The sequence below is a fragment of the Kitasatospora sp. NPDC088742 genome (genome assembly GCF_055584905.1).
Genome location: NZ_JBVJLD010000025.1, coordinates 60,999 through 76,762 on the forward strand (window position 1 = coordinate 60,999; position 15,764 = coordinate 76,762).

Here is a 15,764-nt window from a genome sequence, read left to right on the forward strand (position 1 = left end):
GGCCCCTTCGGCGTTCAGCGCAGGTGCTTGACGACCACCTTGAGGATCAGGCTCTTGGTCCAGCGGCCGAGCGCGCCGGTCAGCACCGAGTTCTTCATCGAGTCGTCGGGGTGGACCAGCTGCACCAGGCCGTCCCGGCGGCCCAGGCTGATGCACTGGAGCTGGTACTTGAAGGCGAAGGGCTTGGCGGTCTTCCCGCTCAGCAGGTCGCCCAGGTAGTTGCCCTGCGGCAGGGCGGTGGCGCAGGCCATCCGCAGCTCGCCGACGCCCTCCAGCCGGACCTGGGCGGCGTCGCCGATCACGTGCACCTCGGGGTGCGAGACCGAGCGCAGGTACTCGTCCACCACCGCCCGGCCGTCGGGAGTGACGGCCAGCCCGGCCTCGGCGGCCAGCTCGGGGACCTCGAGCGAGGCGGCCCAGGCGACCAGGTCGGCGTCGATCGCGCCCTCGTCGGTGCGCACCCCGGCGGCGGTCACCGCGGTCACAGGCAGGCCCTCGTGCAGCTGGACGCCCAGCCGGTCGAAGGTGCGCAGCAGGTGCGCCCGGCCCTTGGCCGAGAGCCGTGCGCCGACCGGGTCGGCCGAGACGATCCGCACCTTCCAGGCCGGGTGGGCCTCGGCCAGTTCGGCGGCCAGCTCGACGGCGGTGAGGCCGCCGCCGACCACCGCGACGGTGCCGGGCTTCGCGGCCGCCCTCATCCGGGCCGCCAGCTCGGCGGCCCGCTCGGCCGGGTAGGCGTGCTCGGCGGCGCCGGGGACGCCGAGCCAGGCGGTGCGGCTGCCGAGCGCGTACACCAGGGTGTCGTACGGGAGGGCCTCGCCGGAGTCCAGGAAGACCTTGCGGCCGTTCAGGTCCAGTTCGGTGGCGAGGGCCTGCTTGTGGGTCACCTGACGGTCCGCCAGCAGCTCGGCCAGGGCGGGCCGGTGCTCGGGCAGGCCGGCGCCGGTCTCGTGCTGCCGGATCCGGTGGAGGAACCGGGCCTCGGGGGCGACCAGGGTCACACGGTGCTTGGTGCCGGCCCTGGTCGCCGCCGACAGGCCCGCGTAGCCGGCGCCGATCACGACGATGTGCTGCTGCTGGGTGGTCATCCCGTCCTCCTGCGGAGCGCGTCTGCTTGCGTACGGCAGGAGGACGGGACAGCGGGTCAGGGTGTGACAGTGATCCGGGTCACATGGGTGAGCTTCTCCGGGTTGACCACCACGTGGGCCTCGGTGATCCGGCCGTCGGCCAGCTCGAAGACGACCACGCCGAAGACGGTGCCCCCGGCGTCGTGCCAGGCCATGCCGGGGACTCCGTTGACCAGGACCGGGGCCCAGCCGACCCCGGGCTCGGGGACCACGTACTTGGCGAACAGGCCCGCGACCAGGCGGGAGACCTTGTCCGCGCCGGCGATCGGGCGCACGCCGGCCGAGACGATGCCGCCGCCGTCGGAGTGCCAGACCACCTCCGGGTCGAGCAGGGCGACCAGGCCCTGGATGTCGCCCCGGGTGGCCGCCGAGGCGAAGGCGGAGACCACCTCGCGGTGCGCCGCGCGGTCCACCGTGCCGTGCCGGCCGCCGGTCCTCACCCGGCGCCGGGCCCGGGAGGCGAGCTGGCGGGTGGCGTCGGGGGTGCGGTCCAGCGAGCCGGCGATCTCGTCGAAGCCGATCGAGAACACGTCGTGCAGCACGAAGGCGGTGCGCTCGGCGGGGGTGAGCTGCTCCAGCACGGTGAGCAGGGCCATCGAGACCTCCTCGCCCAGCTCGGCCAGGTGCGCGGGGGAGGTGTCCTCCGAGACCACCGGCTCCGGCAGCCACTCGCCGTAGTACGACTCCCGGCGCGAGCGGGCCGAGCCGAGCTGGTCGTAGCAGAGCCTGGTCACCACGGTGGTCAGGAAGGCCCGTGGCTCCTGCACCTTGCTCCGGTCGGTGGCCCGCCAGCGCAGCCAGGCCTCCTGGAGGATGTCCTCGGCGTCGCTCACCGACCCCAGCAGCCGGTACGCCACCGAGCCCAGGTAGCGCCGCAGCGCCTCGAACTCGTCCACCCCTGACGCGTCATCAATCACCCGGCCACCGTATCCAATCAGCCGCCGGCCGAGGCCAGCAGGCGGCGCAGCAGGTCGTTGAGGACGGCGGTCTCCTCCGGGGTGAGGACCGAGGCCGTCCGCTCGTAGACCTCGACGCCGGGGCCGACGGCGCGTTCGACCATGCCCAGGCCCCCCTCGGTGAGGGTGATCCGCAGGCCCCGGCGGTCGTTCGGGTCGGGGGAGCGGGTGATCAGGCCGGCCCGCTCCAGCTTGTCCAGACGGCCCGTCATGCCGCCGGTGGTGACCATCAGGGTGGCGGTCAGCTCGCGCGGGGAGAGGGTGTACGGCTCGCCGGAGCGGCGCAGGGTGGCGAGCACGTCGAACTCACCGCGCCCGATGCCGTGGGCGGCGTGCACCTGGCCGACGCTGTCGCCGATCGCGCGGGAGATCCGGGAGATCCGGCCGAAGACCGCCATGGCCTCGGTGGAGAGGTCCGGGCGGACCGCGTTCCACTGGGCGGCGATGGCGTCCACGGCGTCCGGGGCGGGGGGCTGCTCGTTCATGGGGAAAGTCTGCCACAGGAAAGTGACTTGACGGCAAGTAGCTTGATGGTAAGTTACTTCCATGCTTCCGAATTCGCGCACCCTGGCCCTCACCGCACTGGCTCCGCTCGCCTGGGGCTCCACCTACCTGGTCACCACCGAGTACCTGCCGCCGGACCGCCCGCTGCTCACCGCCACCCTCCGCGCCCTCCCCGCCGGGCTGCTCCTGCTGGCCTTCGCCCGGCGGCTGCCCAAGGGCGGCTGGTGGTGGCGGGTGCTGCTGCTCGGCGGGCTGAACATCACGCTCTTCCTGGCCCTGCTGTTCATCGCCGCCTACCGCCTGCCCGGGGGAGTGGCCGGCGTCCTGGGCGCGATCCAGCCGCTGGTGGCGGCCGGGCTGGCCGTCCCGCTGCTCGGCGAGCGCCCCGGCGGGCGGGCCGTGCTGGCCGGGGTGGCCGGGGTCTTCGGGGTCGCGCTGGTGGTGCTCAGGGCCACCGCGCAGCTGGACACCGTCGGCGTGCTGGCCGGGCTCGCCGGTGCCGGAGTGATGGCGCTGGGCACCGTGCTGACGAAGCGTTGGGGCCGCCCCGAGGGTGTCGGCCCGCTGGCCATGACCGGCTGGCAGCTCACCGCCGGCGGCCTGCTGCTGGTGCCGATCGCCCTGCTGGCGGAGGGCGCCCCGCCCGCGCTGACCGGCACCAACCTGCTCGGCTACCTCTACCTCGCGGTGCCCAACACCGCGGTGGCGTACTGGCTCTTCTTCCGCGGCGTCGGCAAGCTGCCCGCCTCCTCGGTGGCCTTTCTCGGCCTGCTCAGCCCGGTCTCGGCCACCGTGCTCGGCTGGGTCTTCCTGAACCAGTCGCTGACCCCCCTTCAGACCCTGGGCATGGGCGTCGCGCTGGGCAGCACCGTGGCGGGCGCGCTGTTCGCGGGCCGGCGGGCGGGCGGCCGGGTGGTCGCACAGGCCAGGCCCGCCCCGGCGGCCGCAAAGGTCCGGGCCCGCCTCGGAAGCTGAGACGGGCCCGGTACACAGGGGAGCGGAGAGGCGTCCGGGGTCAGTCGACCTCGGCCACCGCCTGGCTGAACTGGGCCTGGTAGAGGCGGGCGTAGGCCCCCTCGGCCGCGATCAGTTCGTCGTGGGTGCCCTGCTCCACGATCGAGCCGTCCTCCATCACCAGGATCACGTCGGCGTCCCGGATGGTGGAGAGCCGGTGCGCGATCACGAAGCTGGTCCGGCCGCTGCGCAGCCGGGCCATCGCGCGCTGGATGAGCACCTCGGTGCGGGTGTCGACGGAGGAGGTGGCCTCGTCGAGCACCAGGATGGACGGCTGGGCCAGGAAGGCCCGGGCGATGGTGATCAGCTGCTTCTCGCCCGCGCTGACCCCGGTGCCCTCGTCGTCGATCCTGGTGTCGTACCCGTCGGGCAGGGTGCGGACGAAGCGGTCGACGTGGGCGGCCTTCGCGGCCTCGACGACGGCCTCGCGTGACGCCCCGTCAGCCCCGTACGCGATGTTCTCCGCGATGGTGCCGCCGAACAGCCAGGTGTCCTGGAGCACCATGCCGATCCCGGAGCGGAGTTCCTCCCGGGACATCGCGGTGATGTCCACGCCGTCCAGGGTGATCCGGCCGCCGGTCGGGTCGTAGAACCGCATCAGCAGGTTGACCAGGGTGGTCTTGCCCGCCCCGGTCGGGCCGACGATGGCCACCGTGTGGCCGGGCTCGACCTTCAGCGAGAGCCCGTCGATCAGCGGCTTGGCCGGGTCGTAGCGGAACGAGACGTCCTCGAAGGCGACCAGGCCGCGCAGCTCCTCGGGGCGCTCCGGCCGGGCCGGCTCGGCGGACTGCTCGGGGGCGTCCAGGAGTTCGAAGACCCGCTCCGCCGAGGCCACGCCGGACTGCACCAGGTTGGCCATCGAGGCCACCTGGGTGAGCGGCTGGCTGAACTGCCGGGAGTACTGGATGAAGGCCTGCACGTCACCGATGGAGAGCGCGCCGGAGGCCACCCGCAGACCGCCGACCACGGCCACCAGCACGTAGTTGAGGTTGCCGATCAGCATCATCGCGGGCTGGATGATCCCGGAGATGAACTGGGCCCTGAAGCTGGCCTGGTAGAGCGCCTCGTTCTCCTCGCGGAAGGCCCCGGCCGCCTGCTCCTGCCGCCCGAAGACCTTCACCAGGGCGTGCCCGGTGTACATCTCCTCGATGTGCGCGTTGAGCGTGCCGGTGCTCTTCCACTGGGCGATGAACTGCGGCTGGGCCCGCTTGCCGACCTTGGTGGCGACTACCACCGAGACCGGCACCGAGATCAGCGCGATCAGCGCCAGCAGCGGCGAGATCCAGAACATCATGGCCAGCACGCCGACGATGGTGAGCAGCGAGTTCACCACCTGGCCCATGGTCTGCTGCATGGACTGGCCGATGTTGTCGATGTCGTTGGTGGCCCGGCTGAGCACCTCGCCGCGCGGCTGCTTGTCGAAGTAGCTGAGCGGCAGCCGGGCGAGCTTGCCCTCGACCTCCTCGCGCAGCCGGTAGACGCCCCGGTTGATCGCGGTGGCGGCAAGCCGGCCCTGGACCACGCCGAACACCGCCGAGAGCAGGTAGATCAGCAGGGTCCAGCCGAGCACGGTGCCGATCGCGCCGAAGTCCATCCCCTGGCCGGGGACGAAGTCCACCGCGCCGAGCAGGTCGGCCACCCCGCCCTGGCCGCCGGCCCGCAGGCCGTCCAGCACCTGGGCCTTGTCCACCCCGGGCGGGGTCTGCCGGCCGACCACCCCGGCGAAGATCAGGTCGGTGGCGTGGCCGAGCACCTTGGGGCCGGTCACGGCCAGGCCGATGCTCAGCACGCCGAGCGCCAGCACGCCGGTGAGCAGGGCCCGTTCGGGCCGGAGGACGCCCAGCAGGCGCTTGGAGGAGCCCTTGAAGTCCATCGACTTCTCGGCGCCCTGGGCGCCCATGAAGCGGCCCGGCCCGGCCGGTCCGCGCCGGGCGGCGGCGGTCTGCGAGTCGGAGCCGCCGCCCCCGCCCTTGGTCAGGTCCGGCTTCCCGCCCGGCTTCTGAGGGTCCGTCGGACCCTTCGGGCTGCTCATGCTGCCTCCTGCTCGGTGAGCTGGGAGAGCACGATCTCCCGGTACGTCGGGTTGTCGGCCATCAGCTCGTGGTGGGTGCCGGTGCCGACCACGGCACCTTCGTCCAGCACCACGATTCGGTCGGCGTCCCGGATGGTGGAGACCCGCTGCGCCACGATCAGCACCGCCGCCTCGGCGGTCTCCCGGGCCAGCGCGGCCCGCAGCCGGGCGTCGGTGGTGTAGTCGAGGGCGGAGAAGGAGTCGTCGAAGAGGTACACCTGCGGACGGCTGACCAGGGCGCGGGCGATCGCCAGCCGCTGGCGCTGACCACCGGAGACGTTCGAGCCGCCCTGGGAGATCGGGGCGTCCAGACCCTCGGGGAAGCGCTCGACGAAGTCCTTGGCCTGGGCGGTCTCCAGGGCCTGCCAGAGCTCCTCGTCGGTGGCGTCGGGCTTGCCGTAGCGGAGGTTGGAGGCCACCGTGCCGGAGAACAGGTACGGCTTCTGCGGCACCAGGCCGACCGCCGCGGCGATCACCGCCGGGTCCAGCTCGCGGACGTCCACGCCGCCCAGCAGCACCTGGCCGCCGGTGGCGTCGAACAGCCGCGGCACCAGGCCCAGCAGGGTGGACTTGCCGCTGCCGGTGGAGCCGATCACGGCGGTGGTCCGGCCCGGCTCGGCCAGCAGGTCGATGCCGCGCAGCACCGGGGCCTCGGCGCCCGGGTAGCGGAACTCCACGTCCCGCAGCTCCAGCTGACCGCCGGTCAGCAGTTCGGTGACCGGGGCGGCGGGCGGGGCCACGCTGCTCTCGGTCTCCAGCACCTCCTGGATGCGTTCGGCGCAGACCTCGGCGCGCGGCACCATCATGAACATGAAGGTGGCCATCATGACGCTCATCAGGATCTGCATCAGGTAGGAGATGAAGGCGGTCAGCGCGCCGATCTCCATCCCGCCTGAGTCGATCCGGTGCGCGCCGAACCAGATCACCGCGACGCTGGAGACGTTCACCACCAGCATCACGCTGGGGAACATGAAGGCCATCAGCCGGCCGACCCGGACCGAGACGTCCGTCAGCTCGGTGTTGGCCCCGCCGAAACGATCCTGTTCGTGACGGTCCTTCACGAAGGCCCGGATGACCCGGATGCCGGTGATCTGCTCGCGCAGGATGCGGTTGACCGAGTCGATCCGGGTCTGCATCGAGCGGAACAGCGGCCGGACCCGGCTGATCAGCAGCAGCACCACCGCGCCCAGCACCGGCACCACGACCAGCAGCAGGGCGGAGAGCGGCACGTCCTGGTTGAGCGCCATCAGGATGCCGCCGAAGCACATGATCGGCGCGGCCACCATCAGGGTGAAGCCCAGCAGCACCACCATCTGGACCTGCTGCACGTCGTTGGTGGTCCGGGTGATCAGCGAGGGGGCGCCGAAGGAGTTCAGCTCGCGCGCGGAGAAGCTCTGCACCCGGTCGAAGACCTCGGCCCTGAGGTCCCGTCCGACCGCCATCGCGGTGCGGGCGCCGTAGTAGACGGCGCCGACGGAGCAGAGCGCCTGGACCAGGGTGACGGCGATCATCACGCCGCCGACGGAGATGATGCGCCCGGTGTCGCCCTTCACCACCCCGGAGTCGATGATGTCGGCGTTCAGCGTGGGTAGGTAGAGGGCGGCCAGGGTGGCGACCAGCTGGAGCAGCACCAGCCAGCCGATCGGCCGGCGGTGGGCGCCCAAGCGGGCCCGTAGGAGTTTGATCAGCACTGTGACACTTTCGTTGTCGGCCGAGGGAGTCGCAGCCCATTTTCGGCCTTCCGGCGGGGCGCCGGGGGGTTTACCGTGTGCCGACCAAGGGGTTTTGTACTGTCTTTGCACGGCGTGGAGAGCCGGGTGCCAGGTCCGTGTACCCCCTTACGGATCTGCGTCCCAGCCCCTAGGCTGCTGGAACCCAGCTTGTTACTCGCTGGTTAACCAGTCGGCCCGGTCGGCAGGCCCCCACGCCGCCACCGAGCCCCACCCTCGGCCACCCGCCACCCCGGAGGTCCTCGTTGAGTTCCGCTCAGTCCACGATCGACCGGCGGCCGCCGTCGGTGGCCCACATCTTCCTGAACCGCGTCGAGGCCACTCCGAACGGTGAGGCGTACCGCTTCCCCGCACCGGTGGACGAGCACGCGGCGGACGGCGCCCCCGGTGCCGAGCAGTGGCGGTCGCTGACCTGGGCTCAGACCGCCGAGCGGGTCTACGCGGTGGCGGCCGGCCTGATGACCCTGGGCATCGGCCCGGAGGACCGGGTCGCGCTCTCCTCCTCCACCCGGATCGAGTGGATCGTCGCGGACCTCGGCAACATGTGCGCCGGCGCCGCGACCACCACCGTCTACCCGAGCACCAACGCCGAGGAGACGGCCTTCATCCTGGCCAACTCCGCGAGCAAGGCGATGTTCGCCGAGAACACCGCCCAGCTGGCCAAGGCCGTCGAGCGCAAGGCCGAGCTCCCCGAGCTGCGCACCGTGATCCTCTTCGACGCCCCCGGCGGCGCGCTGGAGACCGGCGGCCTGGACGTGCTCACCCTGGACGAGCTGGAGCAGCGCGGCAAGGCCCACCTGGCCGAGCACCCGGACGCGGTGACCAAGGCGGTCGACGGGCTCGACCGCGAGCAGCTGGCCACCTTGATATACACCTCCGGCACCACCGGCCGCCCCAAGGGCGTCCGCCTGGTGCACGACTGCTGGGCCTACGAGGGCGTGGCCCAGGAGGAGAGCGGCCTGCTCCGCTCCGACGACGTGCAGTTCATGTGGCTGCCGCTGTCGCACGTCTTCGGCAAGACCCTGATCTCGGGTCAGATCCGCACCGGCCACGTGATGGCGGTGGACGGCCGGGTGGACCGGATCATCCACAACCTCCCGGCGATCCGGCCGACCCTGATGGCCAGCGCGCCGCGGATCTTCGAGAAGGTCTACAACGGCATCGCCGGCAAGGCCCGGGCCGAGGGCGGCGCCAAGTACAAGATCTTCCAGTGGGCCGCCAAGGTCGCCCGCGACCACGCCCGGATCAGCCAGGCCAACCGGATCGCCACCGGCCGGGACTCGGTCCCGTTCGCGCTCGGCCTCCAGCACAGGGTCGCCGACAAGCTGGTCTACGCCAAGATCCGGGCGGCCTTCGGCGGCCGGCTGCGCGGCGCCGTCTCCGGCAGCGCGGCGCTGGCCCCCGAGATCGGCTACTTCTTCAAGGGCGCCGGCGTCCCGGTCCTGGAGGGCTACGGCCTGACCGAGACCAGCGCGGGCTCCACCGTCAACCGGGCCGAGGACTTCCGGGTCGGCACCGTCGGCGTCCCGCTGCCCGGCACCGAGGTCCGGATCGCCGAGGACGGCGAGATCCTGCTCAAGGGCCCGGGCATCATGCGCGGCTACCACGACCTCCCGGAGCAGACCGCCGAGGTGCTGGAGGCCGACGGCTGGTTCCACACCGGCGACATCGGCGAGATCGACAACGGCTACCTGCGGATCACCGACCGCAAGAAGGACATGTTCAAGACCTCGGGCGGCAAGTACGTCGCGCCCAGCGAGGTGGAGGGCAAGTTCAAGGCGGTCTGCCCGTTCGTCAGCAACATCCTGGTGATCGGCAACGGCCGCAACTTCTGCACCGCGCTGATCGGCCTGGACGAGACGGTCATCATGCCGTGGGCGGCCGAGCACGGCCTGGCCGGCAAGTCCTACGCCGAGGTGGTGGCCAGCCCCGAGGTGAACGCGCTGATCGACGGCTTCGTGCAGCGCCTCAACGGCGAGCTCCAGCGCTGGCAGACCATCAAGAAGTTCAGCCTGCTCCCGCGCGACCTGGACATCGAGCACGGCGAGCTGACCCCGAGCCTCAAGATCAAGCGCCCGGTGGTCGAGAAGACCTACGCCGACGCGGTCACCGCGATGTACGCGGGGTCCAACGAGGCCTGATCCGCCGTGGTCCGGTACCACTCCCGTGGTACCGGACAATGGGGTCATGCCCTCCGCACTCCCCGACGGCGAACCGCTGCCGTCCGACGGTACGCTGCCCGACTCCGCACTCACGGAGCTCGGGCGGCGGCCGTTCGGCTTCTACCTGCACGTGCCGTACTGCGCCAGCCGCTGCGGCTACTGCGACTTCAACACCTACACCGCCACCGAGCTGCGCTCCTCGGGCGCCGTGGCCTCCCAGGACACCTACGCGGACAACCTGGTGAGCGAGATCCGGCTGGCCCGCAAGGTGCTCGGCACCGCCGACCTCCCGGTCGAGACGGTCTTCGTGGGCGGCGGCACCCCGACCCTGCTGCCCGCCGCCGACCTGGTGAAGGCGCTGGCCGCGATCCGCGAGGAGTTCGGCCTCGCCCCGGGGGCGGAGGTCACCACCGAGGCCAACCCCGAGTCGGTCGACCCGGCCTACCTGGCCGAGCTGCGCGAGGGCGGCTTCAACCGGATCTCCTTCGGCATGCAGAGCGCCCGGCCGCACGTGCTCCAGCTGTTGGACCGTCACCACACCCCGGGCCGCCCCGAGGCCTGCGTGGCCGAGGCGCGCGCGGCGGGCTTCGAGCACGTCAACCTGGACCTGATCTACGGCACCCCCGGCGAGTCCGACGACGACTGGCGCGCCTCGCTGGCCGCCGCCATCGGCGCCGGCCCCGACCACGTCTCGGCCTACTCGCTGATCGTCGAGGACGGCACCAAGCTGGCCGCCCGGGTCAAGCGCGGCGAACTCCCGATGATCGACGACGACGTGCACGCCGACCGCTACCTGATCGCCGAGGAGGCGCTCTCCGCCGCCGGCTACTCCTGGTACGAGGTCTCCAACTGGGCCACCACGGACGCCGGCCGCTGCCGCCACAACGAGCTGTACTGGACCGGCGCCGACTGGTGGGGCGCCGGCCCGGGCGCCCACAGCCACGTCGGCGGCGTCCGCTGGTGGAACGTCAAGCACCCGGCCGCGTACGCCCAGGCGCTCGCCGAGGGGCGCACCCCCGGGCAGGGGCGCGAGCTGCTCGCGGCCGAGGACCGGCGGGTGGAGCGGATCCTGCTGGAGCTGCGGCTGCGGGACGGCTGTCCGCTCGCGCTGCTGACCGGCGACGGGCTGGCCGCCGCCGGACGGGCGCTGGCTGACGGTCTGTTGGACGCGGCCGCGTACGCCGACGGCCGGGCCGCCCTGACCCTGCGGGGCCGTCTGCTCGCGGACGGCGTGGTCCGCGACCTGGTCGACTGAGGGCGCCCGCGCTCTGGTTCGTGCAGGGAGCATCCTTGTGGGGCCGGTAATCTTGGCCGGATGAGTCTGCTCTCCCCACGGCCGGTCGGCCGCGTTCCGGTGCGCCCGGCGGACGGCCGGTGGCCGGCCTGGTGCCTGCCGCTGCTCCTGGTGAGCGCGGTCGCGGCGCTGGCGGTCGGGCTCTCCTCGCCGCCCGGGACGGCCCAGCGGTGGTGGGGTGTGATCGCCGGGCCGGGGTACGGGGTGGCCGCTCTGGTCACGCTGGTCACCCGGTCCCGCTGGGGGAGGGGCGCGGCGGTGGTCGCGGTCCTCGGATCGCTGGTGCTGCCGCTGGTCTGGCTCACGGTGCTCGGCCGGGCCCAGATGGAGGTGGGGGTGATCGAGCGCGGCGCCCGCCTGCTGCTCGACACCGGCACTCCGTACCTGCACGCGCCGCAGGCCGTGCGGGAGTTCAATCCGTACCTCCCGGGGATGTCGCTGTTCGGGCTGCCGGCCGCGCTGTTCGGCGGCGGGGCGTTGGCCGGGGCCCGGCTCTGGCTGGTGCTCGGCACCCTGGCGGCGCTGGTGTGGTCGGTGCGGCTGGTCCCTGACGTGCCGTCAGCGCGGCCGGACCGCCTCACCCGGCTGCTCTGGGTGGTGGCCTGCCCGGTGGTCGCGCTGCCGCTGGCCATCGGCGGGGTGGACCCGCCGGTGATCGCGCTGCTCTGCCTGGCCCTGGCGTTCGCCCAGCGCGGGGAGGCGGGCCGGGCCGGGCTGGTGGTGGGGCTGGCGGCGGCGTTGAAGTGGACCGCCTGGCCGGCGGTGCCGGTGCTGCTGGTGCTCTTCGCGGTCCGCTCCGGGCGGCGGGAGGTGCTGCGGTTCGCGGCGGCGGCCGGGGCGGTCGCGCTGGTCGCGGTGGTGCCGGTGCTGCTGGTCGATCCGGAGGGGTTCCGGCAGAGCGTGCTGCTGTACCCCTTCGGGCTGAGCGACACCACGTCCACCGCCGCCAGCCCGCTGCTCGGGCAGCTGCTGGTCACGCTGCTGCCCGAGCACGGCAAGGCGGTCGTGGTGGTGCTGATCGGGCTGAGCGCGGCGGCCGTCGGGGTCTCCCTGCTGGTCCGGCCGCCCCGGGACGTGGCCGCCGCCGCGGGCCGTCTCGCCCTCGGGCTGCTGCTGGCGATCCTGCTCTCCCCGGCGACCAGGATCGGCTACGCGGTCTACCCGGTGGTGCTCTACCTCTGGCCCCGGCTCTTCCTGCCCCGGTCCGGTCAGTCCTCCTGACCCGCCGTCACGAAGTCGATCAGCTCCTCGACCCGGCCCAGCAGCGCCGGGTCGAGGTCGCGGAAGGAGTTCACCGAGGCGAGGATCCGCTTCCAGGCCGCCGGGGTGTCCTCCGGCCAGCCCAGCCGGCGGCAGACCCCGAGCTTCCACTCCTCCCCGCGCGGCACCTCCGGCCAACCGGGGATGCCCACGCTGGACGGCTTCACCGCAGCCCAGACGTCGATGTACGGGTGGCCGACCACCAGCACGTCCGTCCCTGTCACCTGCTGGGCGATCCGGTGCTCCTTGGTGCCGGGCAGCAGGTGGTCCACCAGCACCCCGAGCCGCCGCCCCGGCCCGGGGCCGAACTCCGCGACGATCGCCGGGAGGTCGTCCACGCCCTCCAGGTACTCCACCACCACGCCCTCGATCCGCAGGTCGTCACCCCAGACCCGCTCGACCAGTTCGGCGTCGTGCCGCCCCTCCACGTAGATCCGCGACTCCCGCGCCACCCGGGCCCGCGCCCCCGGCACCGCCACCGACCCCGAGGCGGTCCGCCCCGGCCCCTGCGGCGGCCCCGTCCGGGTCGCCACCGGCCGCACCAGGGTGACCACCTGACCCTCCAGCAGGAACCCCCGCGGCACCATCGGGAACACCCGCTGCTTCCCGAACCGGTCCTCCAACGTGACGGTGAAGCCCTCCGCGGTCTTCTCGCACCGCACCACCGCCCCGCAGTACCCGGTGGCCGCCTCCTCCACCACCAACTCCCGCTCCGCCGCCACCTCCGGCGCCGGCTGCTGCCGCTTCCACGGCGGGGTCAGATCGGGTCCGTACTCCTTGCTCCGCATTCCCCGAAGTCTACGAGCCACCCCCGCCGGTCACCCCGCATACGGCGCGGCGATCGCCAGCACGCCGGCCACCGCCTCCCGTACCGCCACCTGATGACGGAACGTCAGCGGCCCGTCCCGGTGCCCGCGCGGCCGCACCCCGCGCTCCGCGAGCAGGTAGACCACCCGCAGCGTCCGGATGGTGTTCGACGCGAACGGCGGCACCGGCCCGGGCTCCGCCCGCCCGAACTCCTCCGTCACCAGGTCGAGCCACCCCACCGACTCACGCTCCGTCAGCTCCGCCCGGGTCAGCACCACCCCGAGCGCACAGCCGATCCGGTCGTCCTCCATCGCGTCGAAGACCTGCCCGGTCGGGGCCAGCAGCCGCCGTGCCCCCAGCTCCAGCAGCGGAGCGGGCTCCACCGCCGGATGCCGACCGAACGCGGCCAGCAGGTCCGCCCCGTGCGCGGCGGCGTGCAGCCAGCCGAGCTCGGCGTCGTACCCGCGCAGATCCCGCTCCGCCGGGTACCAGCGCGCGAACTCCTCCGCCCACTCCGCCCGGTGGGCACCCGCCTCCACCAACCGCGCCAGCACCAGCGCGGCGAAGCTCCGCACGTGCACCTCGGGGTCACCGAACCACCCGGCCAGCTCGTCCCCGAGCCGGAGCCGCTCCGCCTCGTCCAGTCCGGGGATCAGCTCCGCCAGCCGGGCGTAGGCGTGGTCGTCCCGGACGGCGGGGTCGAGGGAGCGGAGGGCGTGCAGCAGTTCGGGCAGTTCGGATCTCATGGGGCGTCAGGGTAGAGCGTGCCCCGCCGACCCCTCCCGCTGGGTGCCATTGCACTGTTACCGTCTGGGCATGTCCTCCAACGACGACGCCAAGCGCGAGATCGATGCCCTGACCGCCGAGTTCTTCTCCGCCTTCGACAACCGGGACGGCAAGCCCGCCGACGTCGGGCGGATCCGGCGGCTGATGGTGCCGGGCGGGGTGATCGTGGTGACCGGGCCGGGGTACACCGTCTACTCGGTCGAGGAGTTCGTGGCGCCGCGGGAGGTGCTGCTCTCCAACGGGAGGCTCACCGAGTTCCACGAGTGGGAGACCAGTGAGCGGACCGACATCGCCGGGGACGTCGCCTGCCGGTTCGGGGAGTACGCCAAGTCGGGCTTCCTGGACGGGGAGGTGTACGAGGGCGCCGGCACCAAGACCATCCAGTTCGTCCGTACCCCGCAGGACGGCTGGAGGATCACCGCGTTCTCCTGGTACGACCAGCCCTGACGCCCCGTCACAGACCCGGCGCGCCCCAGACCGGGAACCAGCGGTTGAGCTCCGGCTCCACCCTGAGGTCGCTGCCGAGCACGGCCTTGACCTGGAGTTCCAGCGCGTTGTCCCGCCGTTCGCCGCCGCCCGGGAGCGGGGCGAAGGGGTAGAAGGTGCCGCGCTTGTAGAGGTAGACCAGCCCGAGCGGGCGGCCGCCCGGGTCGCGGAAGGAGACCAGGGAGCAGAGCAGTTGGGGCCCGAAGCCGTTGGCCTCGAGCTCGCTGTTGACCGCGTGCAGGTCGTTGACCAGTTCGGGGAGCTCCTCGGGGGTGTGCCGGGCCAGCAGCCAGGAGTAGCCGTAGGAGTCCCGGGAGGCCTCGACCGGGGTGCCGCCGCTCCCGGTGTCGGCGTCGAGCAGGGCGGTGACCTGGCGGGTCACCTCGGTGAAGGCGCCGCCCTCGACGGCGGCGAAGCAGACCGAGCCGAGGCCGGTCGGGCGGAAGCCGGCCCCGGCCTCCAGGGTGAGGGCGGCGGAGGGGACGGCGAACAGCTGGTCCAGGTCCGGTCGGACGGGCTTGCTGCGGCCGAAGAGCGAGTCGAGGAATCCCATGGCGCGTGCGGCTCCTCTCAGCGGCCGAGCTCGGCGGAGATCCGCCCGAGCTGGGCGAGCCGCTGCTCCAACGACGGGTGGGTGGACATCAGCTGACTCGCCGTCTCCCGGGCGCTCAGCGCGGGCGCGAAGTAGAAGGCGTTGTACGGCTGGGCCTTGCGCAGGTCCTCGGTCGGGATGGCGGAGATCTGGCCGGTGACCTTGGTCAGGGCGGAGGCCAGCGCGCTGGGCCGGCCGGTGAGTTGGGCGGCCGCGCGGTCAGCGGCCAGTTCGCGGTAGCGGGAGAGCAGCCGGGTGAGCAGGAAGCTGGCCGCGTAGACGACCATGCTGACCAGCGGGATCAGGATCATCGCGAGGGCGGCGTTGTTGTCCTTGCCGCCGCGCCCGTTCAGGAAGCCGCCGTAGAGCGCGACCCGGGTGATCACCCCGGCCAGCACGCCGAGGAAGCCGGCGATGGTCATCACCGCGACGTCCCGGTGGGCGACGTGCGAGAGCTCGTGGGCGAGCACGCCCTCCAGCTCCTCCGGCTCCAGCCGGCGCAGCAGGCCGGTGGTGACGCAGACCACCGCGTTCTGCGGGTTGCGGCCGGTGGCGAAGGCGTTGGGCATGTCGGTGTCGGTGACCGCCACCCGGGGTTTGGGCATGTCGGCCAGCGCGCAGAGCCGGTCGACGGTGCCGTGCAGCTGCGGGTACTCCTCGGGGGTGACCTCGCGGGCCCCCATGGCGCGTTGGGTGATCCGGTCGCTGAACCAGAACTGGGCGACGAAGAGCCCGCCGGAGATCAGCACCACCAGCGGCCAGGCCCCGCGGAGCAGCACGATCAGCACCCCGGTGAAGCCCACGTAGAGCAGCCCGATGACGAACATGGTCACGACCATCCGGCCGGTCAGGCCTCGGTCCGGGGCGAAGCGGGTGTGCGGTCCTGATGACATGTCTGCTCCCTATGTCCCGGTGTGTCCGCTTTCGATGCTGCCACTACCGAACGGCCCCCGGGGTGAGGCCCAACTGACGGAG

Annotated in this window: 14 protein-coding genes; 5 read left to right on the forward strand and 9 right to left on the reverse strand. The window is 72.6% G+C overall.

The window, feature by feature from the left end; all coding sequences use genetic code 11:
* Positions 1 to 14 precede the first annotated feature (14 nt).
* The 3 genes from ACZ6ZR_RS20515 to ACZ6ZR_RS20525 are packed head-to-tail and all read right to left on the reverse strand — an operon-like array spanning position 15 to position 2,568.
* Positions 15 to 1,088, reverse strand: a complete 1,074-nt coding sequence (locus ACZ6ZR_RS20515) for an NAD(P)/FAD-dependent oxidoreductase (protein WP_465644218.1) — start codon at positions 1,086 to 1,088, stop codon at positions 15 to 17.
* A gap of 56 nt (positions 1,089 to 1,144) precedes the next feature.
* A complete protein-coding gene (locus ACZ6ZR_RS20520) occupies positions 1,145 to 2,044 on the reverse strand; it encodes a sigma-70 family RNA polymerase sigma factor (protein WP_465644220.1) in 900 nt (299 codons plus the stop codon).
* 17 nt (positions 2,045 to 2,061) lie between these two features.
* Positions 2,062 to 2,568: a MarR family winged helix-turn-helix transcriptional regulator gene (locus tag ACZ6ZR_RS20525; protein ID WP_465644221.1), complete on the reverse strand. Its 507-nt coding sequence runs from the start codon at positions 2,566 to 2,568 to the stop codon at positions 2,062 to 2,064.
* Positions 2,569 to 2,629: 61 nt separating this feature from the next.
* Between ACZ6ZR_RS20525 and ACZ6ZR_RS20530 the strand changes: the two genes are divergently transcribed.
* Positions 2,630 to 3,562 carry an EamA family transporter gene (locus ACZ6ZR_RS20530; protein WP_465644223.1) on the forward strand — a complete coding sequence of 311 codons (933 nt, stop codon included), beginning with the start codon at positions 2,630 to 2,632 and terminating at the stop codon, positions 3,560 to 3,562.
* A gap of 40 nt (positions 3,563 to 3,602) precedes the next feature.
* On the opposite strand, the gene ACZ6ZR_RS20535 is transcribed toward ACZ6ZR_RS20530, so the two are convergent.
* Positions 3,603 to 5,633: an ABC transporter ATP-binding protein gene (locus ACZ6ZR_RS20535; protein ID WP_465644225.1), complete on the reverse strand. Its 2,031-nt coding sequence runs from the start codon at positions 5,631 to 5,633 to the stop codon at positions 3,603 to 3,605.
* Positions 5,630 to 7,363, reverse strand: a complete 1,734-nt coding sequence (locus tag ACZ6ZR_RS20540; protein WP_465644227.1) for an ABC transporter ATP-binding protein — start codon at positions 7,361 to 7,363, stop codon at positions 5,630 to 5,632. The genes ACZ6ZR_RS20535 and ACZ6ZR_RS20540 overlap by 4 nt, the downstream gene beginning before the upstream one ends.
* Positions 7,364 to 7,647: 284 nt before the next feature.
* Between ACZ6ZR_RS20540 and ACZ6ZR_RS20545 the strand changes: the two genes are divergently transcribed.
* Genes ACZ6ZR_RS20545 through ACZ6ZR_RS20555 form a run of 3 tightly spaced genes read left to right on the forward strand, consistent with a single transcriptional unit; the run spans position 7,648 to position 12,079 of the window.
* Entirely contained in the window at positions 7,648 to 9,543 is a 1,896-nt protein-coding gene (locus tag ACZ6ZR_RS20545) for an AMP-dependent synthetase/ligase (RefSeq protein ID WP_465644229.1), read from the forward strand.
* A gap of 46 nt (positions 9,544 to 9,589) precedes the next feature.
* Positions 9,590 to 10,819, forward strand: a complete 1,230-nt coding sequence (gene hemW, locus ACZ6ZR_RS20550) for a radical SAM family heme chaperone HemW (protein WP_465644230.1) — start codon at positions 9,590 to 9,592, stop codon at positions 10,817 to 10,819.
* A 60-nt stretch (positions 10,820 to 10,879) separates the two neighbouring features.
* Positions 10,880 to 12,079, forward strand: a complete 1,200-nt coding sequence (locus tag ACZ6ZR_RS20555) for a glycosyltransferase 87 family protein (protein ID WP_465644231.1) — start codon at positions 10,880 to 10,882, stop codon at positions 12,077 to 12,079.
* On the opposite strand, the gene ACZ6ZR_RS20560 is transcribed toward ACZ6ZR_RS20555, so the two are convergent.
* Both ACZ6ZR_RS20560 and ACZ6ZR_RS20565 read right to left on the reverse strand, forming a co-directional pair.
* Positions 12,067 to 12,906 carry a DUF3097 domain-containing protein gene (locus tag ACZ6ZR_RS20560; RefSeq protein WP_465644233.1) on the reverse strand — a complete coding sequence of 280 codons (840 nt, stop codon included), beginning with the start codon at positions 12,904 to 12,906 and terminating at the stop codon, positions 12,067 to 12,069. The genes ACZ6ZR_RS20555 and ACZ6ZR_RS20560 overlap by 13 nt on opposite strands.
* A 30-nt stretch (positions 12,907 to 12,936) precedes the next feature.
* Complete coding sequence (locus ACZ6ZR_RS20565) at positions 12,937 to 13,671, reverse strand: DUF2785 domain-containing protein (protein WP_465644235.1); 735 nt, start codon at positions 13,669 to 13,671, stop codon at positions 12,937 to 12,939.
* A gap of 70 nt (positions 13,672 to 13,741) precedes the next feature.
* Between ACZ6ZR_RS20565 and ACZ6ZR_RS20570 the strand changes: the two genes are divergently transcribed.
* The gene (locus ACZ6ZR_RS20570; protein WP_465644237.1) at positions 13,742 to 14,158 is read left to right on the forward strand and encodes a YybH family protein; all 417 of its coding nucleotides are present in this window, start codon (positions 13,742 to 13,744) and stop codon (positions 14,156 to 14,158) included.
* Positions 14,159 to 14,165: 7 nt separating this feature from the next.
* Here ACZ6ZR_RS20570 and pspAB read toward each other — a convergent pair whose 3' ends face one another.
* The gene (pspAB, locus tag ACZ6ZR_RS20575) at positions 14,166 to 14,750 is read right to left on the reverse strand and encodes a PspA-associated protein PspAB (protein WP_465644238.1); all 585 of its coding nucleotides are present in this window, start codon (positions 14,748 to 14,750) and stop codon (positions 14,166 to 14,168) included.
* Positions 14,751 to 14,767: 17 nt separating this feature from the next.
* Entirely contained in the window at positions 14,768 to 15,682 is a 915-nt protein-coding gene (gene htpX, locus ACZ6ZR_RS20580; protein ID WP_465644239.1) for a zinc metalloprotease HtpX, read from the reverse strand.
* Positions 15,683 to 15,764: the final 82 nt, after the last annotated feature.